The organism is Zobellella sp. DQSA1, from assembly GCF_041950555.1.
In the GTDB taxonomy this organism is placed as follows: Bacteria; Pseudomonadota; Gammaproteobacteria; order Enterobacterales; family Aeromonadaceae; genus Oceanimonas.
This window is the reverse complement of record NZ_CP169531.1, coordinates 3,075,702-3,100,866: the sequence shown is the minus strand read 5'-3', so window position 1 is coordinate 3,100,866 and position 25,165 is coordinate 3,075,702. Positions and strand designations below refer to the sequence as shown.

Below are 25,165 nucleotides of genomic sequence, written 5' to 3'. Positions count from 1 at the left end.
GAGCAACAGCGATGAAGATACTGGTTACGGTGAAAAGGGTCATCGATTACAACGTCAGGGTAAGGGTCAGGGCGGATCAGAAAGACGTGGACCTGGCCAACGTCAAGATGGCGCTCAACCCCTTCTGCGAAATTGCGGTGGAAGAGGCGGTGCGGCTGAAGGAGGCGGGCGCCGCCTCCGAGGTGGTGGTGGTGTCGGTCGGCCCCCAGGAGGTGCAGGAGCAGATCCGCGCCGCCCTGGCCCTGGGCGCCGATCGCGGCATTCACGTGCACACCGGGCAACAGCCCGAGCCGCTGTCGGTGGCCCTGTTGCTGGCACGGCTGGTGGAGCGGGAGCAGCCGGGGCTGGTGATCCTCGGCAAGCAGGGTATCGATGCCGATCACAACCAGACCGGGCAGATGCTGGCCGCGCTTACCGGTATGGGCCAGGGCACTTTCGCCTCGGCGGTGAAGATAACAGGGCAGGAAGCACTGGTTACCCGTGAAGTGGATGGCGGCCTGCAAACCCTGGCGTTGCGGCTGCCGGCGGTGGTAACCACGGACCTGCGACTGAACGAGCCGCGCTATGCCTCCCTGCCCAGCATCATGAAGGCCAAGAAAAAGCCGCTGGATCCGTGTACCCCGGAGGAACTGGGGGTGAGCTTGCGGGCCCACAGCGAGCTGCTCCAGGTCACGCCACCGGCGGATCGCCAGGGCGGGGTCATGGTGGGCTCGGTGGAAGAGCTGGTCGACAAACTGAAACACGAAGCGAAGGTGATCTGATGACTATCCTGATCGTTGCGGAACACGACAACCATATCCTCAAGGCCGCTACCCTGAACACGGTGGCCGCCGCCCGCCAGCTGGGCGGGGAACTCATAGTGCTGGTGGCGGGCCAGGGCTGCCGGGCCGTGGCCGAGGCCGCTGCCCGGGTGGAGGGGGTGGCCAGGGTGTGGCTGGCCGACCATGCCGCCTACGCCCATCAACTGGCCGAAAACCTGGCGCCGCTGGTGGCGGAGCTGGGCCGGGACTGCAGCCATATACTGGCGCCGGCCAGCACCGGCGGCAAGAACCTGTTGCCGCGGGTGGCCGCCCTGCTCGGCGTGGGCCAGCTGTCCGATATCATCTCGGTGGAAAGCGCCGATACCTTTCGCCGGCCCATCTATGCCGGCAATGCCATTGCCACCGTACGCTCCCTCGATCCGATCAAGGTGCTCACCGTGCGCACCAGCGCCTTTGCGGCGGTGGCCGGCGCGGGTGGCAGTGCACTGATAGAAGAGGTGAGTTCGGTACATGACACCGGATTATCTCGTTTTGTCGCTGAGCAGTTGTCGGTGTCGGAACGCCCCGAGCTGGGCGATGCCCGGGTGGTGGTGTCCGGCGGGCGCGGCCTGGGCAAGGCCGAACACTTCGCGCTGATCGAGGCCCTGGCCGACAAGCTGGGCGCGGCGATAGGCGCTTCCCGCGCCGCCGTGGATGCCGGCTTTGTCGCCAACGATCGCCAGGTGGGCCAGACCGGCAAGATAGTGGCGCCGGAGCTTTATATCGCCGTGGGCATTTCCGGCGCCATCCAGCACCTGGCCGGTATGAAGGAATCCCGGGTCATCGTGGCCATCAACAAGGACGAAGACGCGCCCATCTTCCGTATCGCCGACTACGGCCTGGTGGCGGATCTGTTCGAGGCGCTGCCCCGGCTCACGGCGCAGCTGCCCTGAGCACAGGGGCGAGAACGGCAGTAACGAAGGAATGGAGGGGCGCCGCTACCGGTGGCGCCCTGTCGAGGGAATGACCCGCCTGGGCGGGTCCAGCACTAGCCTGTCAACGGAGAAGAAGGATGAATAACGTCGAGGTAATGCAAGGAAGACGCGGAGGCGCTGTCAAGGCGCTGTTGGGCAGTTTGATCGGATTGTTGATTTTCTTTATTCCCTTGTCGCTAGGGGGCGACAAGGCCACTATTCCCCTGGTGAGCCTGATCGGGGCCATCAAGGGCGCGCTGGGCGACAGCCTCCAGTACCTGACCCTGGCGCTGACCCTGTTGCTCTGCCTGACCTGGGTGGCCGCCCGGCTGACCGGCAATGCCGCCCTGAAGCGGTACCACCAAAAGGACAATGCCCTGGTCGGCCTGCTGTTTCTGCTGGGGGCGGTATTTGCGGCCTTGCTGGTGTTCCGGGTTGGGCCCGACTGGTTCCTGCACAAGGACGTGGGCGGGCTGGCGCTTTATCTCGGGGGCAGCGTGTTCCTGACGGTGGTGGTGGCCGGCTTCCTGGTGCTGTTTCTCACCGAGTTCGGTTTTCTCGAATTCGTGGGCACCCTGATGGAGCCGCTGATGCGCCCGCTCTACCGCCTGCCCGGCCGGTCGGCGGTGGACGCGGTGGCTTCTTTCGTTGCCGCGCCGGCGGTGGGGATTTTCATTACCAACAAGCTGTACCGCAGCGGCCACTATACCCAGCGGGAAGCGGCCAGTATCACCACCAACTTCAGCATCTGCAGCCTGGGCTTCTTCGCCCTGCTGGCGTCCATCGGCGGCATCATGGAATACCTGCCCCACATGATCGTCTCGTCCTTTATCATCAACTTTCTGCTGGCCGCCGTGGTCACCCGGCTGCCGCCGCTGAGCCGCAAGCCGGACAGCTACTTCGACGGCCGCGCGGCCCGGCAAGACAAAGCCGGCGGCAAACCGCAGGGCTCCATCCTGCTGCGCGCCTGCCAGGCCGCCGCCGAGCGGGCAGCCACCACCGGCCCCGAAGTGTTCGGCCGTTACCTGTGGGAGGCGGCAACCTTCGCCCAGAAGATAGTGGCCTATATTCTGTCGATCGCCACCATCGCCCTGGTGATAGGCACCTACACGCCGTTGTTCGAGTACCTGGGGGTGGTGTTCGAACCCTTGCTCAGACTGCTGCAGCTGCCCGACGCGGACAAGATAGCGCCCACCATATTGCTGTCCATCGCCGAAATAGCCCTGCCCGCCATCATCATCGCCGGGAGCGAAGTGGCGCCGATGAGCGTGTTCTTCGTCTGCACCCTGTCCACCATCCAGATCATCTTCTTCACCGAAAGCGCCAACGCCATGCTGGAGTCGGACATTCCGCTGTCGGTAAAGGATCTGGTACTGATCTTTCTCATCCGGACCCTGCTGGCCATCCCCCTGGTGGCGCTGGCGGCACACCTGATTTTCTGAGCCTGGGGCAGGGGCGGACAGCCGCTCCTGCCGTTTTGACGGGGGAATATAAATGAACAGAGAAACCATGGAATTCGATGTGGTCATCGTCGGCGCCGGCCCCGCCGGGCTGGCGGCGGCCTGCCGGTTGATGCAGCAGGCGCGCGAAGCCGGCCGGGAGCTGAGCCTCTGTGTGGTGGAAAAGGGCTCTGAGGTGGGGGCCCATATCCTCTCCGGCGCGGTGGTCGATCCCAGAGCCCTGGCCGAGCTCTTCCCGGACTGGGCCGAGCGCGGTGCCCCGCTGACCACCCCGGTGGTGGAAGACGAGCTTTACTGGTTGCAGCATGGCGGCGCGGCCCGCCGTATCCCTGGCTGGCTGGCGCCCCCCAGCCTGCATAACAAAGGCTGCTATGTGGCCAGCCTGGGCAAGCTGTGCCGCTGGCTGGCCGAACAGGCCGAAGCCCTGGGGGTGGAGATTTACCCGGGCTTTGCCGCGAGCGAAGTGCTCTACCACGATGACGGTGCGGTCAAGGGTATTGCCACCGGCGACATGGGCGTCGGCCGGGATAACAAGCCCGGAAGCGGCTATATGCCGGGTATGGAATTGCATGCGCGCTATACCCTCTTTGCCGAGGGCTGCCGCGGTCACCTGGGCAAGGAGCTGATCGCCCGCTTCCGGCTGGATGACAAGGCGGATCCCCAGCATTACGGCATCGGCATCAAGGAGTTGTGGGACATCGCTCCGGCCAGGCACCGGCCGGGACTGGTGATGCACGGCACCGGCTGGCCGCTGGCGGGCGACACCGGCGGCGGCAGCTTTCTCTATCACGCCGAGAACAACCAGGTAGTGGTGGGGCTGGTGGTCGATCTCAACTATACCAACCCCTGGCTGAGCCCTTTCGACGAATTTCAGCGCATGAAGCAGCATCCGCTGTTCCGCCAGTACCTGGAGGGAGGCAAGCGGGTGGCCTATGGCGCCCGGGCCATTGCCAAGGGCGGCTTCAACTCACTGCCCAAGATGACGATGCCCGGCGGCCTGCTGCTCGGCTGCGACGCCGGTACCCTGAATCCGGCCCGTATCAAGGGCACCCACACCGCCATGAAGTCCGGCCTGCTGGCGGCGGAAGCGGTGTTTGAAGCATTGCTCCATGGCCAGGATGGGCGGGAGCCTACTACCTTCAAGGCGCGTTTTCGGGCTTCCTGGTTGTACGATGAGCTGTATCGCAGCCGCAACTTCGGCCCGGCGCTGCATCGTTTCGGCCCCTGGTTGGGGGGCGGCTTCAACAGCCTGGAGCAGAAGCTGTTCGGCGGTCGCCTGCCCCTGACCCTGCACGATCGCCGACCGGACCATGAAGGGCTGAAGGAGGCGGCGAGCTGCCTGCCTATCACTTATCCCAAGCCGGATGGCAAGCTCAGCTTCGACAAGCCGTCCTCGGTGTTTTTGTCCAACACCAACCACGAAGAAGATCAGCCCTGTCATCTGCAGCTGCAGGATGCGGCCATTCCGGTGGCGCAGAACCTGCCGCGTTGGGCGGAGCCGGCCCAGCGTTACTGCCCTGCGGGTGTGTATGAGGTGGTGGCGCAAGCAGCGGGGGCCGGATTGCAGATTAACGCCCAGAATTGTGTGCACTGCAAAACCTGCGATATCAAGGATCCGTCCCAAAATATCCGCTGGGTAGTGCCGGAAGGAGGTGGCGGGCCCAATTACCCCAATATGTAGCCGAAGTTGAGGACACCGCGCCGGAGAGGTGGGGGCATGAATTGATTCGTGCGCGGCGAACGGCGCCGGGCTGGGCTCGTGCGCCGGGTTCCCGCGAATAAATTCGCTACCCCTTTAATGCCTCCCACAAAAAACGCAATTTACGTCCGCGCCGGTGTAGCCAGCATAGCATTGGGCTGGCTGGCGGCCTGTGGTTGTTGCGTTCTTCGGCCAGTCGCCAGGCCATGCGCAGCGGGGTGCTGTAGAGGCCGGTGGGGTAATCCACATAGGTGGGGTACCAGGCATAGGTGGCGTATACCAAAGCCGCCAGGGGGAGGGGGCGGCCCCGGCGGTTTACCGGGTATTGATCTTCTGTAAGGCCCCAGCCGGCGTAAAACGGCTGACCCCATACCCTGACCGGTTTGCCGCGGATCAGGGCTTCCAGCCCGGTGAGAGAAGTCAGGGTATGCACGGCGTCGCATTCGTCCAGGCAGGCCACTATGCCGGCCTGGGTTTCCACCACATCGGCACAGCGGGCCAGCACATCCGCCGGCACCTGGCCCTGGCGATTGCCGCTTACCACATCCGGATGCGGTTTAAACACGATAAAGGCATCCGGGTGTGCCTCCCGCACCAACTGCAGCAGGGCGGCATTGCCTTTAACAAAAGGACTGCCCAACTGGATTGAGGCGTCGTCGTCCACCTGGCCGGGCACCAGGATAATGTTCCTGCTTCCGGCCTCACCGCGCCAGTTGAGTTTGGCCGAGGTTCCCACATTGTATTTGCTGAGTGCCTGCTCCCTGAAGTGGGTAACGAGTTGGCTGCCCAGCGCCAGTTCATGGTGGTTGAAATCGTGGCTGGCAAGGTAATGCTCGATGGCACTGGGTGTGCGGGGATCGTAATACATGCCCCTGTTATCGATTACCAGGGAACCCGGGCGGCGCAGATCCGAACCCAGGCCCACGGAGCGCAAAAAGCCGTCTTCCATCCGCCATACTGGCAGTGTGCTCCGGGCCAGTTCCTGCTCGAACTTGCGGCCCCAAACCAGCACCGCTTTGGTGCCGCCATGACCATCGACGTCGTCATTCCCGCCCTGTTCGTCATTCCCGCGAAGGCGGGAATCCATATCCGCCGGTGGCAGATGCCGGGCGAGGTGGGCGGGATCCTTAACAAAGATCACCTGTTGGGCATGGCGAAGCGCAAATATGCGCACGAAGCTGCGCTTCCACAGCGAAAACCCCATGGCATAGAGGGTTTGGGGCGGATGCAACTGAGGGCGTTGAACCAAAATCAGATCCAGCAAGTCCTCCAGTTCGCAGCTTTCACCGGTAATGGGGTCCACATAACGGCAATAGCGCAGATAGGCCGCCGCCAATAGTTGGGCCACAGAGCGCGTTTTCCCCCTGCGGGCCATGGGCACCCTGTCGTCCGTTACTCCCCAGCCGGCATAGAAAGGAACTCCGAAACAAACCACCGGTTTGCCGGCCAGCAAGGCCTCGAAGCCCAGTTGGGAAGTAACCGTATACACCTTGTCTACCGCAGCCATCAGTGCGAAGGGATTGACCGGCTCGGCCAACAGCAGAATATCCGGATCCTTGCCTAACCCGGTGAGATAACCCTGTTTTTTACCCAGCAACACATCCGGATGGGTGCGCACAACCAGCTGGGCTTGAGGATTTTCTGCCCGTGCTGCCGCCAGCATGTTTTGAAAGCTGCGTTCCGAAGCGAGCCCAAGGCGAACGGATTGATCTCCCCTGGTCTGGTCGATCAGCAAGACCTTCGGCCTGGCGTTATCGAGCTTGCGGGCGATCTCGAAAGGCAGTTGATTGTTCGGATAGCAGTTGTACTTGGTGATCCCCTGGCTGACGATATGTTCCCGCAGGCTGGTGGCCCGTTGCTGCCAGCTGTCGTTCCACCAGTCGAGCCGGGAGATCATTTGTTCGAGGGCGCTGGGGCGGGTGGCATCGTAGTAGATGCCGGTTGCATCCACTATAAGTGAAAGCCGCACCGCGCCACTGGCGGGGTGGCCGATATAGCCAACAAGGCCGTCTTCCAGCTGCCAGAAGGGCAGCGCCTTTTGGCGGGCAAGCAGGCGAGCCTGTTCGGTATTGGGTTTCATTCCCCAGCCCACAACGGCACTCAGCGGCCCATTGGGCCGCCGAGTGAGAGTGTGGGGTGCGAAAAACGTATTGAGTATCTGGCGCTGGCGCCAGATACCCCGGGATGTGGTCAGCAACATCGGATCAGTTGCTGGCCTTTTTCAGTTCAACGATGTTTTCGCTGGTGTGTTGGGCCAGGAAGTTGCTAAAGGCCTGGCCAATGCTGGGGTGGCGCAATGCGTATTCTACATTGGCCTGCATATAGCCGAGCTTGCTGCCACAGTCGTGGCTCTTGCCCACGATGCTATAGGCTTCCACCTGCTCTAGTTTCATCAGTTCGGCGATGGCGTCGGTGAGCTGAATTTCTTCGCCCGCTCCGGGAGGTGTTTTGGCCAGCAGGGGCCAGATGGCTTCGCTGAGCACGTAACGGCCAACCACCGCCAGGTTGGAGGGCGCCTCGTCAACCTTGGGCTTTTCCACAATGCCGGTCATCGGCTTGCTCTGGCCAACGGCTACCTCATGACCCATGCAATCGGCAATGCCGTATTGGTCTACCTGGTTCTGGGCAACGGGCTCAACCATGATCTGGCTGACCTTGCTTTCGTTGAAGCGGGCCAGCATCTGAGCCAGGTTGTCTTTGTGCAAATCGGACGCGGCATCATCAATGAGCACATCGGGCAGCAGCACAACAAAAGGCGTGTCGCCCAGAATGGGACGGGCGCACAGAATGGCATGCCCCAGACCCTTGGCCACACCCTGGCGGACGTGCATGATAGTGATATGTTCGGGGCAAATGGCACGAACTTCTTCCAGCAGCTGACGTTTTACCCGTTTCTCCAGGGTGGCTTCCAGCTCAAAACTGGTATCGAAGTGGTTTTCAATAGAGTTTTTACTTGAGTGTGTTACCAGCACAATCTCGGTTACACCGGCGGAAATGGCCTCGTTCACCACATACTGAATAAGCGGCTTGTCTACAATAGGCAGCATTTCTTTGGGAATTGCCTTGGTGGCCGGCAGCATACGGGTACCAAGACCTGCTACGGGAATAATCGCTTTCATGTTTTTATCCTTGTCTCATTGTGTAAAGATTAATTTATTTTTTTTGTTGCCAAATAGCGGAACCACGAATGACGTGAGTCGCCAAAAAAACGGCGCGGTTCACGCAACAGTTTTTTTAACTTACGTGTGCCGGCTCTTTGGGGTTTTGGCTTAAAGTCCGCAATGCCAGGCATTGTAATGGCGCCGTAGTATGCCATCACCAAAGAGTCCAGGGCCAGTGATGTTTTGGGTTTTACCTCCTTGTGTGACAGCCATTGTCGGGGGAAATGGTGTAACCACCACTTCCAGGCAACCAGCTCGTTGGCGCCCGGATGATTCAGCAGCCAGGCAATGCCGTGCCAGTGTGGCGGGGCCGGGTTAAGCGGTGTTACCCGCAAGGATTTCAGGTGCTCGGCGGTGAGGGGGGTACTTTGTTTCCAGGTACAGTTGCTTTGCCTGGCCGGCTGCAACAGTTCTTGTGCCCAATAAGGGCCAAGCAGCTCGGTGCAGAGTATTTGCGTCAGCTGCCAGCGTACCTGTTCATTGGGTAACAGAGGGCTACCGGAATAGTGGAAAACAAAATTCAAGCCTGATTTATTGAGTTTCATGCAAGACTCGCAGCAATAACGATTGCCAAACAGGACCACCGGTATAACTGGTGGCTTGGTCCAGTGCACTATTAAACCCCTCTGTTTGCGCCGTCTGCCAATCGGAATCAACCGAATAGGCATGCAACGCCCGGTACCACTCATCCGGTGAGGTGGCCAGTTTAAGGCCCGCACAATTGAAGCGGGTAATGTCTTCCATTGGCGTGGCGATAACGGGAACGCCCAGCAAGGCGGACTCCCAGAATTTGAGCCCGGATTTACACTGGTTAAAGCGGTTTTTAACCAAAGGGGCCAGCGTTACCCAGCTGTTTCTCATAATCATGGGCAGGGCCTCGTAGGGCACGGCTTTATGGAAACTGACCCTGTTTTTAGGCAAGGAGCCAAAGTTAGGGCGAATGGGGCCAAATACTTCCAGCTTTAAACCGGGGCTTTCAAGCATTACCTGGGAAAGCACTTCATTGATTAGGGCAAAATCATGGTCATGGTTACCCGAACCCGGCAGATAACGCATAATCCGCTGTTGACTCAACGGCAGTGGCAACGGCGGCCAGGGCTGGTACCAGCGGGGCGGCACCGTATTGGGTACCCAGTTAAGATCGGCGCTGAAAACATGCGAGGCTTCGCGCACCAGAGCCTGGGTTGAAAAGCTGAGGTGGCTGAAACGCGACAAGGCATCATGGTAGGAGCCTATGCGTTTCAGCGCCGCCAGCCTGCTCATGGTGCCGTTGCATACAGCGGGCAGGCTTTCAACCGCTTCGGGGCAAAACAGCAAGTCGTCTATATCGGCCATTACCGCCAGGCCTTCCCGCTTTGCCCGCCACAGCAGGTGGCGCAGTTGCAGGCTACTGGTGGGGCGGTGGATCACCATAATTTGATAGTCACGCAACCGCAGAGAAAGGGTCTGCGAAATATGTACAACATCCGCCCGCCAGCCCAGCGAAGAGAGCGCCTCGGCAGGAAAAAGGCAGCGGTATCTGGCCGAGGCATCCTGATAATAGGATTTTCCCTTGCGGGAGCAGCTTACGAAAACAACAGATGGCATATCCGGTTGTTTTTGGGCCATCATGCTTGTTTTTCCCAGGGGCGTTGTACCAGAGGATCCCGGTTCAGGGTGAAGTCGGGCAAGCCACTGTAATTGAGATTGGGATTGTAATAAGGATCATGATGCAGCAGGTGCTGCCAGCGGCGGCGCATGTAAGCGACTTCCCTTTCCGCGCGCTGCTGCTTTTCTGGCGTATCGTCTTTACCACGGGATACCGACTCATGGTGGAACAGTTGGGCATGAGGGGTAAAAATGACCTTGTGGCCGGCTTCCCGCACCCTGAGGCAATAATCCACATCATTGAAGGCAACCACCAGTTGCTTCTCATTAAGGCCGCCCAAAGAGTGGAAAACCCTGGCATGGGTGACCAGACAAGCGGCGGTAACGGCAGACAGCTCCTGGGTTAGAACGGCCCGGTTGCAGTAGCCGGGATCATCGCCATCCAGCAGTGAATGCAGGTGATGGGCACAGCCGCCCGGGCCGAAGGTATCTCCTGCATGCTGTACCCTGCCATCACTGTAGAGCAGCTTGGCGCCTACCGCACCCACCCCTTTTTGTACCAGTTGGCCAACCATTTCTTCCAGCCAGTCTGGGGTGATGACTTCGGTGTCGTTATTCAGCAGGCAAAGTACCGAACCGGTGGCCTGCCTGGCCGCAAAGTTGTTGATGCTGGAGTAGTTGAAGGGCTTGTTGTATTCAATAACCCTTACGCGGGGATCCTGGCGCAATTCGGCAAAATAGGCGTGGGTTTCCGGTTTTTCACTTTGGTTGTCCAGCACCAGTACTTCGTAATCGGGATAGGTGGTCTTGTTCAGAATGCTGGTTATGCAGGGTTTCAGGTGCCCGAGCGCATCGCGGGTAGGCACCATGATGCTGACCTTGGGAGGCGTATGCGGAAGGTGATAGCGCACCCGGTAGTGGCCCCTGGGCGTCAGGCTTACATCGGCGGCAATGTGCTGGCGGCGGATGTGCTCCAGTACCGGAGCCTCGGTGCCTGCCGCTGCCGACTTGATGGCAAGGGGCAGGTGCGCAAGCACGGCCGGAATATGAACGATCTGCTCATCCTCCAGCTGCTCGCTGGCAGCCAGCAGCAGGCCATGGTAGCCGGGGGCGTCCAGCCGGCTACCCTGGCGCAGCCGTGCAGCCAGCGCGGCGGAAACCACGGCGCCATAGTTGATGTAGTTGATGGAGCGCAACAGCTCCTGGGACCAGTCCGGCTTGAACTCGGGCTCTATATGATCCCCGGCCAGGGTGATGTAGTCGTGATCCCCATACAGCAGCCCCGCCGTGGGGCGGGCAAGAATTTCCGCCGCAAACCAGTACAGTGCCTGCTCCGGCAAGCGGGCGCCAGGAGTAAGAAACAGCAACCAGGCGTTGCTTTCATCCACCTCTGGCATATGTTCGCACAGCCTGACTCCGGCCAGGTTCAGGTGTTCCGCCTCTGCGTGCAGTTCGGCGGGTAGACTCAACCATAGGGTAACGCCCCTGAACAACTGGGCGGCAACAGACTTCAGGGTTTCTTTCAACAGAATTGGTTCAACACTGGTTGCGGTTATAACCAGGTGGAAAACGGGCGGCCGTCTGAATTTCTGAATGTGCTTTTTGATTTGTTTTTTATCATGCTCATCCAACCGGACAAAGCGTTCAAACCAGTTGTGGTAATTGGTTGTTGGAGTATGGTGTTCACGGAATATTTTAGCCTGCTGGTAGGCATAAACAGGGTCGCGCAGCAGGGTGGGCAGGCTGAGGGATACCTTGCGCCGCCGTTGCCTGGGAACCGTTCTCAGCATGGGGAGAACCCGGCGCCAAATAAGGTAGAACAGCTCCCTGCGGTTAACCGCCTTCACATTGAATTGCTCGGTGGCAACCGAGCCTGTAGAGCTGATGGGCTCCAGTAAAACACGTTTTACATCGGCCGGCAGGTAAACCAGTTCCAGCAAGGTATTTTTACGGGTTACCGGCAACCGGGCCAGGGGCTGGGCATCCTGATTTGAACCGGAGATAATATGCAGCCTGGAGGTAACGTCTTCGCCCTGGCGATTGAGCTTGCCGCGCAGCAATACCCAGCCACTGGGCCAGGATTGCTGAGGGTGCAACAGTTCAAAATAGGCCGGGGTTCCCGTGACATTCCATTTTCCTTGTTCGCTCGAGGCAAGGTTCTGCAAAGGGATGATATCTAGTGTTATTTCGCTATTTTTGACCATCTTGGCTCTTCATGATGAGGCGCGCTGGGTATGGCACTTCCATTACCATTTCGCTTTGATTTTTTCTTTTACACTTTTTAGAAGCGAAGTTTTCCCCGCTTTTGGTTTTATATTGGCTATTTTCACTTCTTGATCTCTCACTATAAAACCAAATTCAAAGCCGGCTGCCAAGGTGCCGTATTCCACAATGCAGTGAAAACCGCAAAGTGAAGGTGGTTGTATGCCAAGTTCTGTCTTTAGCACATCCACCACATCCTCTCTGGCGGTATTGAGAGGGTATCTCTGGCTGTTGCCGAAAGCCCTGATAAAGCAATGAGTAATATTTTGCTGTGGCTCAACCGAGCAAACCCAGCCCGAGAGCTTGAGGGGAAGGTTTTGGGTAACAAGCTTGCCATCGTATGGGTGATCCAGATGCCAGCGCAGGTTTTTTTCCAAGCTTTCCGGGAGTATCGCTCTCTCTACAAAAACTTCAACCTCTTCATGCTGTTGCGAGGAAACAAACCTTTGGTATGCACTTGCCTTTTTCTCGGTTTCCGTACCCGATGGCATGCTCTTGTTCATATCCCAGTTCAGCTGAACGGGAACATACCCCTTTTGGCCTAACAGCTCGGCTATTCGCTGGTGGTAGTCTTCCGGTACATAGGAGTCGATGGCAAAGTCGCAGTAGCCGTGCTGGCTGCACCAAATATCGACCAGCTCCTGCTCCAGGCCATGGGAAAAAACAAGTTGCGTTACTTTGTCTATTCCGGTTGCCGAGTAATTTTTCTGCACCAGCTCTTGCAAGGCGGAGGGGGCGGGTATTTTACCGCGGTAGATCTGGTAGTAGGTGCGATCGCCGGACACAACGGGAATGCCGGCCTTTTCGAACAGGGCCCTGCTTATGGTGGTTTTTCCCGAGGCAGGGGTTGCCAGCATTAAATAAGAGAAAGGCTTCATCTTCCTGATGTGGACAATAACGCAATTTCTTTTCTTCTCGGGTTGATCAATGCCGTAGCCGATAATCTTCCAGGCATGGCTGCTGAGCATTTCCGAGAATTTTTTCTTGCTGGGGAACAATGCCACCCTGCCATTTTTTTCCTTTTTTATCCACTCGTTTTTTTTGGAAGGATAAATATTGAACTTGATGACCAGCAGGCCGTCATCATTGAGGGATGAAACTAGGGAAGTGATGCGTTCCTGCTGATCTTCAGCCTCGTGAATGTTGGCCGAATAGAGAATAACATCGTACCGAGCCTCTCCTTCCGGCAGAGACTGGCCGGAGATAAACTTGCCGGAGGGAAAGTTTACCTTTGCCTGCTGAACGGTGGCTTCCGATTCATCGACACCAATGGACTCCAGGGCACCATCGAACAGGGCATAGCCACAGAAAAAACCTTCTCCACAACCAATGTTGATAAAACGCTTGCCGTTAACAGAGGGCAGGCGCAGGCTCTTTAGCTCATCAAAAAGAGCCGGGTTAAATTCCGTTGAAGACATCAAATGCATTATTAATCCAGAACGTGAAATTTCTTGTTAAGCATTTCCAAGAGTGCCGCAGGCGCGGTTTTAACCGCACGATGCATGCCAATCATGCGGCACCGGCGTTGCCCGCCACGCGATTGAAATCGCGTCTGCAAAACAGGGGGTAGGCGCGGTTTTAACCGCGTTATCCTACCGCCTCGTACACCTTTGCAAGGGCACTACGGTAGGCCCTATGATCAAAATGCTCCAATGCCCGCCGGCGACCATTTTCACCGAGCTTAAGTAACAGCTCGGGGTTACTGCACAACATCGCCAAATGCCGGCTTATTCCTTCAATATCCTTATAGGGGGCGAGCAGCCCGGTATGCTCATGGATTACCAGCTCCGGCGCGGCCCCCCAGTTGTAACACACCACCGGGCGCCGGGCGGCCATGGCTTCCAGCAGGGTGCGCCCGAACGACTCCTGAAACTGCGACAGGCTAAGCAGAATATTTATTTGGCCCATGGCTTCTACGGCATTACTGAGGTAGCCGACAAACTCCACGTTGGCGGGGGCCTTATCCCGCCACCGGGCCACCCAGTCGTTTTCCGGCCCTATTACCACAAACCGGACCGCCACCTTTTGCTTATGCAGCAATGAAGCTACGGCGATAAGGTCTTCCAGCCCCTTTTTGGGGTGATTGCTGCTGATCATGCCAATGCGTATGGTGCCATCTTCCGGCAAGGTATTAGCCATATCGTATTGCTGCATATCGAGCGTGTTGGGCACCACCCAGGTTTTGCCCGGCAAGTTGAAGTAGCCGGCAACCACATGGGAGTTGGACACAATGCCCGTGGCCCAAGCCAGCACCTGGCGGCGAATGTTCTCTGCTGTTGCCCCCAGGGTTTGGCACAGTGCCTCGTCGGCGGCCGGCAATTCCCGGGCATGAACCAGGGCCGTTACCCGGCAATCCCTGGCGGCCAGCAAGGGCTCGGCCAACACTATGGTGTTGGCATGTACCACCGATATGCGGTGCTGCCTGATAATGTTGGCGAAATGCTCCCGGGTTTGGGCGCACAAGGGGCGTTGGCTGTGCCACCAGTGATAGGGCAGCACCAATACCCGGGCACTGCGCGCCTGCAACCGGGCAATGTAGTCGGCATTACCGGCATTGGGCACGGCAACCAGGGCATTAATGCCAACGGCAGCCAGGCCATCGAGCAGGTCGAGCAGGCTGCGTTCCGCGCCAAAAGGTGTAGCGGATACGGCATGGGCCACCACCAGCACATTTTTGCCTGCTGTTAAGGGTTGCCGGCCCGGCAGGCTGGGCAAGGGCGAATAGCCTTTGGCCTTGCCCTGCTCCAGGTAATGAATAAGCGGGCACTGATAAAAACCTACCCCCGGGTAGGCCAGGCGATAGCCACTGGTGGAAAAGCCCGGTCCGGGATCCCGCCCTTCCGCCGCGCCATGGTGCAGGTAGTGCTGTGCCGGCGCCATGCCGGCCTGGGCTACGTCCGGGTAATGGGCCAGGTACCAGTCGTTATCCAGCAGGCCGGAGCTTTGCATCTGCTGTTGCAGAGGGGCGGTATCTTCTTGCCTGCAAATGGCGGCCGGAGCGGGGAAGGGGCGCCAGTGCGGCCGGGCCGGCAAATACAGTTCGGCCACATCGGCCACTCCCTGGTGCCAGGCCAGGGCCGCGCCATGATAATCCTTGCGCACACCGGCATACTGAGTTCGGGCGTGTGTGGGGCCGGCCTGGGTGAGCGAAGCGGGGTCGTGCCGGCCAAAGGCCAGGGGAATGCCGGGCAGCACTTCCACAATGACCTGCTCGCCAAAGGCGCGTTTTATACGGTAGTAATATTCGGTGTCGGCATTTACGCTGACCCTGTCCCAATAACCGAGCCGTTCAACCACCTCGCGGCGAAACATCAGCGAAGAAACATTGCGGTAAATCCAGCTGTCTTCCATTCGCCAGCGGGTAAAACCAAGCGCGGGACTGCACCGCACCCAGTGGGACACCGAGGCACTGGCATCCGGATTTTCCCGCAGGGCGGTTAACTGCCGTTCGAGTTTTTGCGGGTGAGACCAGTCATCGGCATCGTGCGTGGTAATCAAGTCGCCGGTTGCCTGGGCCAGACCGGTATTGCGGGCGGCGTAGGCCCCCTGGTTGCTGGCGTGGCGCAGCAGGCGGATGCGGCTATCCTTTTTGGCCAACTGCCGGGCCAGGGCGTAGGAGCCATCGGTTGAGGCATCGTCAACCAGGATGATCTCCAGGTTCTTCCAGCTTTGCTGGCGCAGGCTGCGCAAGGCCGTGGCCAGTGAGCTCCTGGCATTGAACAGCGGCATAATCACCGACACCTTGGGGCCGCGGCGCAGGGCCGGCAACCAGGTGAAAAGCCCCCGCTTGGCGGTGAGGCTGTCCAGCGTTACCTGGGGGGCAAGGCTGCCAATGGCACAGAGCCCTGCCTGGGTAAACAGGGTGTTTAATAGCGGCAGGGGGTTGCTCAATGAGGCCTGCGCCAGCAGAAAGTCCGGCCTTTGTCCGTGCAGTGATTCGACGGTGTTCAGCCATTCATCGGCGGCGGCTGTTTGCCCGCATTCCCGCAAGGCGGTAAAGGTAAGCAGGGCTGGGCCCATATGGGGCAGCAACGGCCAGGCGCTGGGGGCGGCATTATACAGCGCCATGTAACCGGCCGCCTCTTGCCAGTGGCCATGGCTGGCCACCCAGCGGGCCAGCGCCCAGGCGGCGTAAAGCCGGTTGGGATGAGCTACCGGCAGTTGCTTGAGCAGCGTTTGCAGTTGCTGCTCCGCATCAGGAGCGGACCGGGCCCAGAGAGCATCTTCCCATTCCCGGCTGACCAGCCGGCAGGGCAAGCGCCCCTCGGCCTGGCCATGGTTAAGGTAATGTGCCAGGGGCTCTACCCCGGCCGCGGCGACATCGGGGTAGGTGGCAAGGTACCATTGCGGGTCGAAATAATCCGGCATGGTGGTGTGCAATGTGCTGCTCAATCGCCGGACCTGAGTTTGCGCAACTCTTGCCTGGCTTCTTTGTAAACCTGTTCAAAGAAGCTGGCGCGTTCTTCCAGCCGGGCCTTGTCTGCCACTTGCTGGGCCTTGAGTTGTTCCACTTCGTTTAACTGAGCCTGATAATCCTGCTTGAGTTGTTCCAGCTGCTTTTTGGTAGAGCCGAGCTGTTGGGCCTGCTTTTTGGCTTTCTCCAGCTCTTCAGCCAGCTTTTTCTGCTCGCTGCTTTGTGCCTGATAATCCAGGTTGAGCTGCTCTAGCTGCTTTTTGGTGGAGCCCAACTGCTGCACCTGATTTTGGGATTTATCCAGTTCTTTGGCCAGCTCTTCTGCCAGGGCAATAGTCTGCTTATGCTGCTCTTGCAAATCATTGAGGGATTTCTGCAGCTTTTTGAGCTGTTCCGAATCGTTACCTTCTGACTTTTTAGCAGCCGAAGGAGAAGTGGATGAAGCCCCTTTATGTTTTATTGCTTCCGCATAAAGTTCATGGGTTAGTTTATAGGGATGACGCGCTGCAAAACTACTACTGAAATAAGCAAGGTTCATACGGCGGAGAAAGGGTGAGTCTTCCATCCATTCGTGCTTCTGCTCATAAATACGAAATAATCGGTAACCATGCTTAAGCATAATGTCATCGATTAAGCGGTAATAGGTTTGCTGAGTACCTTGCGGATTGGCTCCGGCTTCGATATAAATAACGTCCACTCGCTGGTCAGTTAAGAACTGATGCGCGCCTTCCAGTACTTGTACCTCAAAACCTTCTACATCTATTTTAAGCAGAGAAATATGACGGTCGGTGAAGTTGTTTGCAATGGTATCCAGCGTAGTGCACTTTACATCAAAACTGTTTGTATTGGTGATTGCTGCACTGTCAGACGTTATTTTTTTATCTATGACTTTGGTCATAGTGTCTGCTGCCTGCATCCGTACGGTATTGTGAGTGTTACCAACAGCCTGATTATGGAGGTTGAGAGAGCGTCGTTTGAAAGCTTTGCTGGCCTCATCCTGAAGTATTGTGAAAGATGTAGGGTTGGGCTCAAACAAATGAGCCTCGCCAATAATAAGGGCAGAGCCGACAAACTCTCTGAATACGTTTCCTTTATGGGCACCCACATCCACATAGTTGATGTTCTGTCGATAGAAGAATGGTGTGACGTCCCTGATAAATTCTTGTGTTGTACCCTGATTATTCATTCTTCGCTTCTTTAATGATGATGTTGTTACTGTATTATATCACATCGGTTCGATGTTGTGGTATAGTGCTGTTTTTAGGTTTTTTCTGGGTAAGCTTGTTTGTTGTTTGTATGATTTTATAATGGTCTTTTTATTTGTGAACGATAATTTTTAATGGTGCCGTGATTTAAATTTTAATCTAAATAATAGTGCTACATCGACCGGACTTCGCTGCAGACACACGTGAGGCTATGACATTTTCCGTTTCAGCGTGAACATTCAACGGATGTTCGAACAGGCCGAAACTGCTCGCTATGACGAGCAAGCGCACCCCTAGGGATTCCGCCGCGCTGATGGTCACGTTATCACCACGTTGCAGCTTGTCACTGGCAACTCAGCTGCGGCGATAACAACGGTGCAAGACGCAGAGAATCTGCTTAGCGGTACCCGTTCGATGTCTTGACTTACCTGCTATTTGGAACAGCTGTTTAGTGTTTGATTAGTGTTTAGTTGGTGAGGGAAGTTAAAATATAAAATTTTGTGTTATTAACCCGACTGCATCTAGATCGTACTTGAGATCGATAATATCAACACTTTATGTTGATAAAAGTAAACCTATTTGAGGGTCGGATTAATAATCAAAATAATATCGCTTTGAGTGAGGTAGGGCTTGGTTTATCTGTTTTTCCAAACCCTCCTCAGGACTTTTAAGATTCTGTCACTATGCTCATGGCTTTTGTAAATACCTCCGGGGTTTCTGCTTTTTTATGCCCACCAGGATGGGAGAATAATATATGGGTGAAGTTTTTTCCTTCATTATGCTTCTCTACTTCTGCAAGGAATGGCTTGAAGTGTTCATCATAATGATGGGTGTCATAGGTGTTTTGTATGTAAATAATTTTAGAACTGCTAAATGCACCATTTTTAGCATGAGAAACCAGGTCAAGTCTTTCACTAAAGTTTTTAAGTGCATCAATCTGAGTAAGCCCGCCAAAACAAATTTTTAGATATCGTTCAACAGCATTTCGACTGTATTTTGTGATCACAGTCTGGGGGTTTATTGTGATTACTGATATACCATCCATGAAAAGGGATAGTCGTAAAGCAGCAAAGCCACCCCCACTAGAGCCATATGATATTATACTCTTATTGGGTATGTTGAGTTGTGATGCTATTTTTCCAATAATGTTTTGTATGGTTTCCATTGGGTCATGTGTAGAAGTTCCTGCATACCATGCTAAACCTAGTTTTGGATGGAGGTGTAATGAAGGATCGGATATGTAAAGACAATGACCTGGGAAATGTTCAGACCAGCTCCAGCGTTGAAATACTGGGGGATTATTTTTAGTTCTCATGGCATCCCCTGAAAACAAGATAAATAACCTATCAGAACCTTCTTTAGGTGCCCATAGTAAATCGTATTGGAAATTACCATCGCTGAAATTATAAAGTGTTTTTTCTTTATCTACCTTTCCATCGAATGGTTTGTGGGGGATACTTTTTAAGTCATTGGTGGAGGTTTTACCTGAGTGCTCAGCTACTTTTATTAATTTTTTGGTCTGTTTTTTTTGGGGTATTTCCAGTCGATTTATATGCATTTGGTAACTGAAATTGTTCCTAGAAAACTCTAGAGCCGTCTGAACCTGTTTATTGTATTCCTTAGGATTGTCGTGAAGGTGTTTTGCAATTTTAATTGCTGAGTCATAATCTGAATAGATAGCTGATTCTTTGAATAGAGGTTTATAAATTTCTGGCAGAATTACTGGTATCCCTGCAGCTATAGCTTCAATAATGACACGGCCAAAAGACTCAACCCAGTCAGGATGAGAGAAGTATATGAATACATCTATATTGGATAAGAACTCTTTCGGACTCAAGGCTCCAAAATCATGTATGATCCAGTTTTTTGGTGTGTAACCAATAATTTCAGATGGTGACTGTGCTCCACCTAAGATATGAACCTCAATATTATTATCGTCAGGATATATAGAAAGAATTTCTTCTTTGGTTGCTGGCCATTTTACAAAATGATCTCTAGAGTGCCTTCCTATTCTTAATTTATCTTTTTGTATTCTTGTTCTTTCACCAGAATACCATTCTTCGGTATCGATGATATTGCTCCAATCATTATTGGATAAGTCGATGTGGTGGAGTTCATCTTTGTGATGATTGTTAATTGCGTCACGAACTAATGGACCAATGGGATACCATGTCGCATCTTGTCCAAAGTACTTACGGATATTTTCAGCACATTTATCTAAGCTATAACGAACCACTCGATTTTCGGTATAATCACTCATTGGTGGTTGGTTAATTATAACGCTGATTTTTCTTGCTTTAACTTCGGGCAATACCCGTTGATAATGCTGAAGCACAGCCGGATATCTAATTATCAAATGATCACAAGTGACTTTTTCGCCATAGACAATCATGTTTACCAGTTCGCCATCTATCTCTTTCCTAACTTCTGGCAATATAGTTCCTTCGAGATCATAACGACATATTTGCATTATTGCAGTTTTTAAACCAGATTTTCTGTGGGCCCTGATCTCTTCTATGCAGGATTGTACACTACCACCAGGCATTCTAAAATCAGATGCTATCACTACATCGAAGTGGAGTGTGTCATCAACAGAAAGGGTGCTTTTTCCTCGCATACAATAAGGTGCAGGGAAGTTGACATCTTTGCTATTGGAGTTGTTATACAAGCTTTTAGCATTTTCATGATAATAAGCTTGAGCCTCAAAGTACTCTTGCCGAGCTCCAAAAAGTGTACCATTGATACCAAAAAACTCATTTGCAACTACAGATGTATCTGAGTCTCTTTGAAATGATAATGGACCTGTAGGAAGATCCTGTACAGCTTCTTTACCGAAAAATTTTTGTATTCTTCGAATAAATTCATTATCGGCCGAAAAGCGAACAGTATCCCAGTATCCAAGATTTTCTAATACTGGTTCCTTTCGGAACATAAATGATGATGTGTTGGTGATTATAAATGAGCCGTGGCCTGTCCATCGGGTGAAACTAAGGTTTGTGTTTGCTCTTGCCTGTTGGGATGTACAACCGATCACATTTTCATTTTCTAGCAGGAATCTTATTTGTGTTTCTAGTTTTATTGGGTGTGACCAGTCATCAGCATCATGTATTGTAATAAATTCACCAGTGGCTATATCTAACCCATGGTTTCTAGCAATATATGCGCCACCATTCTGCCTCATTAATACATGTTTTATTCTAGGGTCGTCTTTTGAGAATGAGTTGACAACTTCTTTAGTGTTGTCAGTGCTGCAATCATCAAGTACTAATATTTCTAGATTCTTCCATGTTTGTTCTTGAAGAGATCTTAGCGTGGTTGGTAATGTATCTGCAGCATTAAATGAAGCAATTAAGATGGTTACTTTACCATTTTTATTTCTGCTAAACCTATAAGATGGCAAGGACGCGCCCAGTCTATCATATAGACTTTCGTTAAAGGATGATGGTTGAGTGTTTATCGGTGGGATGTTATATAAATTTAGACATTTATTTATATAAGATATTTTATCATCTGAGTTTTCGAAAAGATTTGATGCGACCAAATAGAGATCGGCTGTAAAAAGTTTATTTTCAGTAAGCTGCTCTATAAGTTCAATACCTTCTTTTTTCTTGTCGAGATGATAAAGGCAAAGAAGTTTAATAAGATTTGTTTTGTTGATGAATTCTGCGTCAATCTTTATTTTTTTACCTTCCTTTAAACATTCATTCAATAGGGAAAGGCAGTTTTCATAACCCTCTTTTGTTTTTTTTCTCATATACCAGAGAGCAAGTTCTCTAGAAGCGAGGGTTTTTGAATGAATATTTCCTGACTTTATAATATCGTTCAGTTCTTGAAGTGGTTGCTCAAGAAATCCATATGTATAAAGTTTTTTCCTTATCGCATTTATTTCTCTTTTTATCAGAGAGGATGAGCTTTTTGCTGTTCTTGCGCGACCTTCTTTTTCACCATGGAGAAAGTAATGGATTAGGGGGTTTAATCCAGATTTTTTGACATCAGGGTATGTGTTTAAATAGAATTCAGTGTCAAATGTTTTCCCTGGATTCCGCCCCATCATTGCACCATATTTTAGATAATGCTCTGCTGGTTCCATGTTCAATATCTTCACATCAGGATATTGTTCAAGATACCAATTTCTGTGCACCATTTTTGAGCTTCTAGCCAACTTTACCAGTTCTTTAATATCCATGCTTTTACCTATCAAAATCAAAGTAATGTTACAGTTTTTTGTTTTATATGTTAACTGTTTGCTTCGGGTATGGGAAGGCGCCCCTCTTCTTTTCCAAAACGTAAGTAGTGGACTAAGGGATTAGTACCTGAGCTAGCAACGTCAGGGTAAGTATTAAAATACCACCCAGTATTAAATTTTATACTGGGGTTTCTATTTTCGAAGCCACCAAATCGAATGAAATGCTCTGCCGCATCTACCCTTGCTTGAGCAACGTCTGGGTATTGTGATAAGTACCATTCTTCATCAAAATATTCGGAGGACTTTATTAATTTTATTTGAGAAAGTAGTTTCTTTCTTTTTTCTGATTTATCTAAACCAAATTTTCTGGAAACAACATTCTTCCAATTTTTTTCTTGAGAATTTAAATCAGGTCGTTGTGGGATGCTTTGTACTTCATCTTTCACTTCACTTTTTTCGTCATTCGATTCTTTAAGACTTTTTACTTCTTTTTCTTCGGTTCTGGTTTCTAATAATTGAGTTAGTTTAGCAATTTCATGAAATCGTTTCTCCAACTCTTTTTCTTTTTCCTTTATGGATGTATTAAAAGCGTTTACCTTTGATTCAAGTTCTCTGTTTTTTATTGTTAATGTTTTTTCTTGTAACTTAAACTTGTTGGATATGTCTTTTTTGTCTCTAATTAGAGTTTCAACTTTTTGAGTCAGCTGCTTTATTTTTCTATATTGCACTTTGCTCTCATTTCGTTGTTCTTTTAATTCAAATTCACGTTGCTCTAATAAGTTGGTAAGTGTAGCAATTTCTTCAAAACGCTGCTTTATTGACTCATCCTTGTCAATAAGCATGCTAGAGTAAACTATATTCTCATCTCTCTTTTCAGTAAGTCGAATAGTAATGTCGTTTAGCTCTTCTTCTAACTCTTTTCTGACCTGTTGAAGCTTACTGATGCTTCCATCTTTTTGATTACATTCTTCCTTTATGTTTTGTGTCTTTGTTTTTTGTTTGTCAACTTCTTTGTGAAGCTCTTCCATTTCACTAGTAAGAATAGCGATCTCTTTGAATCTTTGAGAAATAGACTCTTCTCTATCATATAGGATAGCTGAAAGCTCTTTATTTTCAGTGATTTTATTCGTAAGTTGACTGGTGACCTCGGCTAGGTATTCATCTTGCGAGGTTTGTTTTTTCTCCAACTGTACAATAGTATCACGAAGGTGCTTTTTTTCTTGCTGTAGTTGGTGAACTAGCTCTTTCTCTTGGGTTAGTTTTGCATTTTTCTTCTCTAACAGTTCAGTAATAATTGCAAGTTCTCTAAAGCGCTGTTCAATGGTCGCATCTCTTTCCGACACTATTGCAGTTAGTTCTTTGTTTTCTATTGTTTTATCGGCAAGTTGAGAGCTCAAGGTAGCAAGCTGTTCCTCATATTCTGTTCTTTCTTGCTCCAGCTGCGTAATGGTATCACGAAGTTGCTTTTCTTCTTGTTGCAGTTGGTATACCAGTTCTTGCTCTTGGGTCAGCTTTGTATCTTTTTCATCCAGTAGCTCAGTAAGAACGGCGAGTTCCCTAAAACGCTGTTCAATGGCGGCGTCTTTTTCCGATACTATTACAGCCAGTTCTTTGTTCTCAGCTATTTTATCGGTAAGTTGAGTATTTATTACAGAAAGTTGTTTTTCGTATTCAGTCTTTTCTTGCTGAAATTGTGCAATGGTATGCTCTTGTTGCTCATTATCTTGCCGCAGTTTACCAACTTGCTTCTGGAGTAGATGAAGCTCTGTATTCTGCTTCTCTATTTCCTCAGAGAGAGCAAGCTTCTCTTGCTCCAGCACTGTGGCTGAATGGACCTGCTGTTGCTGTTCTTGCAGTAGCTGTTGGATAACGTTTTGCTGTTTTTCCTGTTCAGCCTGGTGATGTTGCTGCTGCTCTTTATAGCTTGTCTTACTGTGCTCCAGTTGCTCGGTTAAGGCGGCCAGCTTCATGTTACGTTGGGTAATATATTCTTCTTTTTGAGCAATGGTGGCAGTGAGCTCTTTTATATCAGCATTTCTGCTAGTGAGCTGATCTTTGATCTCTGAAAACTGCTTTTTATATTCAATTAATTTTTTGGAGCGTTGCGCAATATCTTCGGTTAAACCATTTAACTCATTCTTCAGTTGAATGTGAGTCAGAGTTAAGGCTTCTAATTCATCTCCTTTGTTTTTTAATAAAACGTTTTTATGCTCAAGTTCTTGTTGAAGTTGCTGTTGCTTCGTTGTAAAGGTTTCGTGCTGTCGGGTGAGTTGTTGCTTTTCTTGTGTGCTTTCTTCCAAGAGCTGTTGATGCCGGGAAAGGGTATCATTGGTTTTTTCCAGTAGTTGTTCCTGCTCGGTGACCTTGGCAATGGCTTCTTGTGCTTTACGATAAAGGCTATCAATTTCTTCACTTTGCTCTTGCTTGATGTCTTCAAGCAAGGCAATCCGCTCACTGAGCTGGCTAGTGATGGTGGTTTTTTCTTCGCTTAATTTGGCAATCTCGTGTTCAAGAACTTTGTTATTGCTATTTTTTTTCTCGAGATCAACTTTTTGCTTTTTTAGCGTTTCTGATATTTCCCGAATGGATTTTTCATTATCAGATGCGGCCTGCTTCAGCGTTTCTATTTCTCTTTTGAGCTTTTGCACCTGCTGGCTGCTATTGGCGCCCAGCCAGGCATCGGCGCTGGCACGGCCCAGGCGGCCGAATACTTCCTGTATTACCTGGTAAGTGCTATCACCCTCTTGGTAACTGATCAGCCGGGTAAGGGTGGTGGGTTGCTCTTTGCCAACCAGCAGCAAGGTAAGGGTGTTATCCTGCTCGTGTTCAAAGTGGGGGTATTTCTGCTTTAACTGACCCATTAGCGTGCGGCGATCCTGCTCCAGCTTGTCACTGCCGGTACCGTGGATCAGCAGCACCGCCCGGTTACTTAGCTTGGGCAACCATTGTTCCAGCAGCTTCTCCAAGGCTTCGCCACCCATCCGGTTATCTATATGCAGCAGGTCTATGCTGCCATCGGCAAAGCGGGAGAGGGCATCAGAAAACTGGCCTTTGAGCAGGCGAGAAAATTCCTGATACTGGCTTTCGTTGTACTGGTTTACCTGATTGTAGGTTTTTTCATCAGTCTTGCCGTTTTCGTCGGACCATTTGTCTACACCGTAGCAACGGGTTTCGCTGTTCAGCTTGTCGGCGGCCTGGCAAAAGGCAAAATAGGAGGAGCCTTTTCCTACCCCCAGTTCAACCAGTACCTTTGGCCGGCATACGTCCACCAGCCAAAAGGCGAATGGAATATGCACCAGCCAATCGGATTGCTGCAGATATTTCGGCCTGAAAAACATGGAGCGAGTGGAAAGCTGAGGCAGCATTGACGATACCACCTTAAGATCTTTCCCTTTGTCTTGCACTGTATGGTGTATCAGTTCTTGCGACATAATCAAATTCACTGCGTTAATAATGGGGGCGGGGAACGCGCTTTCA

Annotated in this window: 14 protein-coding genes; 4 read left to right on the top strand and 10 right to left on the bottom strand. The window is 52.4% G+C overall.

Annotated elements, in window-relative coordinates; genetic code table 11:
• Positions 1–11 precede the first annotated feature (11 nt).
• The 4 genes from ACEVBK_RS14880 to ACEVBK_RS14865 all read left to right on the top strand — a co-directional run bounded on the left by ACEVBK_RS14880 (position 12) and on the right by ACEVBK_RS14865 (position 4,855).
• Positions 12–761, top strand: coding sequence for an electron transfer flavoprotein subunit beta/FixA family protein (locus tag ACEVBK_RS14880; RefSeq protein WP_375055696.1), 750 nt, complete (start codon positions 12–14; stop codon positions 759–761).
• Positions 761–1,693 carry an electron transfer flavoprotein subunit alpha/FixB family protein gene (locus ACEVBK_RS14875; RefSeq protein ID WP_375055695.1) on the top strand — a complete coding sequence of 311 codons (933 nt, stop codon included), beginning with the start codon at positions 761–763 and terminating at the stop codon, positions 1,691–1,693. Before ACEVBK_RS14880 ends, ACEVBK_RS14875 begins: the two co-directional genes overlap by 1 nt.
• Positions 1,694–1,812: 119 nt before the next feature.
• Complete coding sequence (locus tag ACEVBK_RS14870) at positions 1,813–3,156, top strand: YjiH family protein (RefSeq protein ID WP_375055694.1); 1,344 nt, start codon at positions 1,813–1,815, stop codon at positions 3,154–3,156.
• Positions 3,157–3,208: 52 nt separating this feature from the next.
• Positions 3,209–4,855 (top strand): electron transfer flavoprotein-ubiquinone oxidoreductase, encoded by a 1,647-nt coding sequence (locus ACEVBK_RS14865; RefSeq protein ID WP_375055693.1) that lies wholly within the window; start codon positions 3,209–3,211, stop codon positions 4,853–4,855.
• Positions 4,856–4,961: 106 nt separating this feature from the next.
• On the opposite strand, the gene ACEVBK_RS14860 is transcribed toward ACEVBK_RS14865, so the two are convergent.
• The 10 genes from ACEVBK_RS14860 to ACEVBK_RS14815 all read right to left on the bottom strand — a co-directional run bounded on the left by ACEVBK_RS14860 (position 4,962) and on the right by ACEVBK_RS14815 (position 25,119).
• Entirely contained in the window at positions 4,962–7,073 is a 2,112-nt protein-coding gene (locus ACEVBK_RS14860; protein WP_375055692.1) for a capsular polysaccharide biosynthesis protein, read from the bottom strand.
• A 4-nt stretch (positions 7,074–7,077) separates the two neighbouring features.
• Complete coding sequence (galU, locus tag ACEVBK_RS14855; protein WP_375055691.1) at positions 7,078–7,992, bottom strand: UTP--glucose-1-phosphate uridylyltransferase GalU; 915 nt, start codon at positions 7,990–7,992, stop codon at positions 7,078–7,080.
• A 29-nt stretch (positions 7,993–8,021) separates the two neighbouring features.
• On the bottom strand, positions 8,022–8,579 hold the full coding sequence (locus tag ACEVBK_RS14850) for a hypothetical protein (RefSeq protein ID WP_375055690.1): 558 nt from the start codon (positions 8,577–8,579) through the stop codon (positions 8,022–8,024).
• Positions 8,566–9,645 (bottom strand): hypothetical protein, encoded by a 1,080-nt coding sequence (locus tag ACEVBK_RS14845; protein ID WP_375055689.1) that lies wholly within the window; start codon positions 9,643–9,645, stop codon positions 8,566–8,568. The genes ACEVBK_RS14850 and ACEVBK_RS14845 overlap by 14 nt, the downstream gene beginning before the upstream one ends.
• Positions 9,642–11,786 (bottom strand): glycosyltransferase, encoded by a 2,145-nt coding sequence (locus ACEVBK_RS14840; protein ID WP_375055688.1) that lies wholly within the window; start codon positions 11,784–11,786, stop codon positions 9,642–9,644. The genes ACEVBK_RS14845 and ACEVBK_RS14840 overlap by 4 nt, the downstream gene beginning before the upstream one ends.
• An 81-nt stretch (positions 11,787–11,867) precedes the next feature.
• Entirely contained in the window at positions 11,868–13,310 is a 1,443-nt protein-coding gene (locus tag ACEVBK_RS14835) for a methyltransferase domain-containing protein (protein WP_375055687.1), read from the bottom strand.
• Positions 13,311–13,470: 160 nt separating this feature from the next.
• Entirely contained in the window at positions 13,471–16,275 is a 2,805-nt protein-coding gene (locus ACEVBK_RS14830) for a glycosyltransferase (RefSeq protein WP_375055686.1), read from the bottom strand.
• Entirely contained in the window at positions 16,272–17,483 is a 1,212-nt protein-coding gene (locus tag ACEVBK_RS14825; RefSeq protein WP_375055685.1) for an FkbM family methyltransferase, read from the bottom strand. The genes ACEVBK_RS14830 and ACEVBK_RS14825 overlap by 4 nt, the downstream gene beginning before the upstream one ends.
• Before the next feature lie 686 nt (positions 17,484–18,169).
• Positions 18,170–21,688, bottom strand: coding sequence for a glycosyltransferase (locus ACEVBK_RS14820; protein ID WP_375055684.1), 3,519 nt, complete (start codon positions 21,686–21,688; stop codon positions 18,170–18,172).
• Positions 21,689–21,738: 50 nt separating this feature from the next.
• Positions 21,739–25,119, bottom strand: coding sequence for a class I SAM-dependent methyltransferase (locus ACEVBK_RS14815; protein ID WP_375055683.1), 3,381 nt, complete (start codon positions 25,117–25,119; stop codon positions 21,739–21,741).
• Between the last annotated feature and the right edge of the window lie 46 nt (positions 25,120–25,165).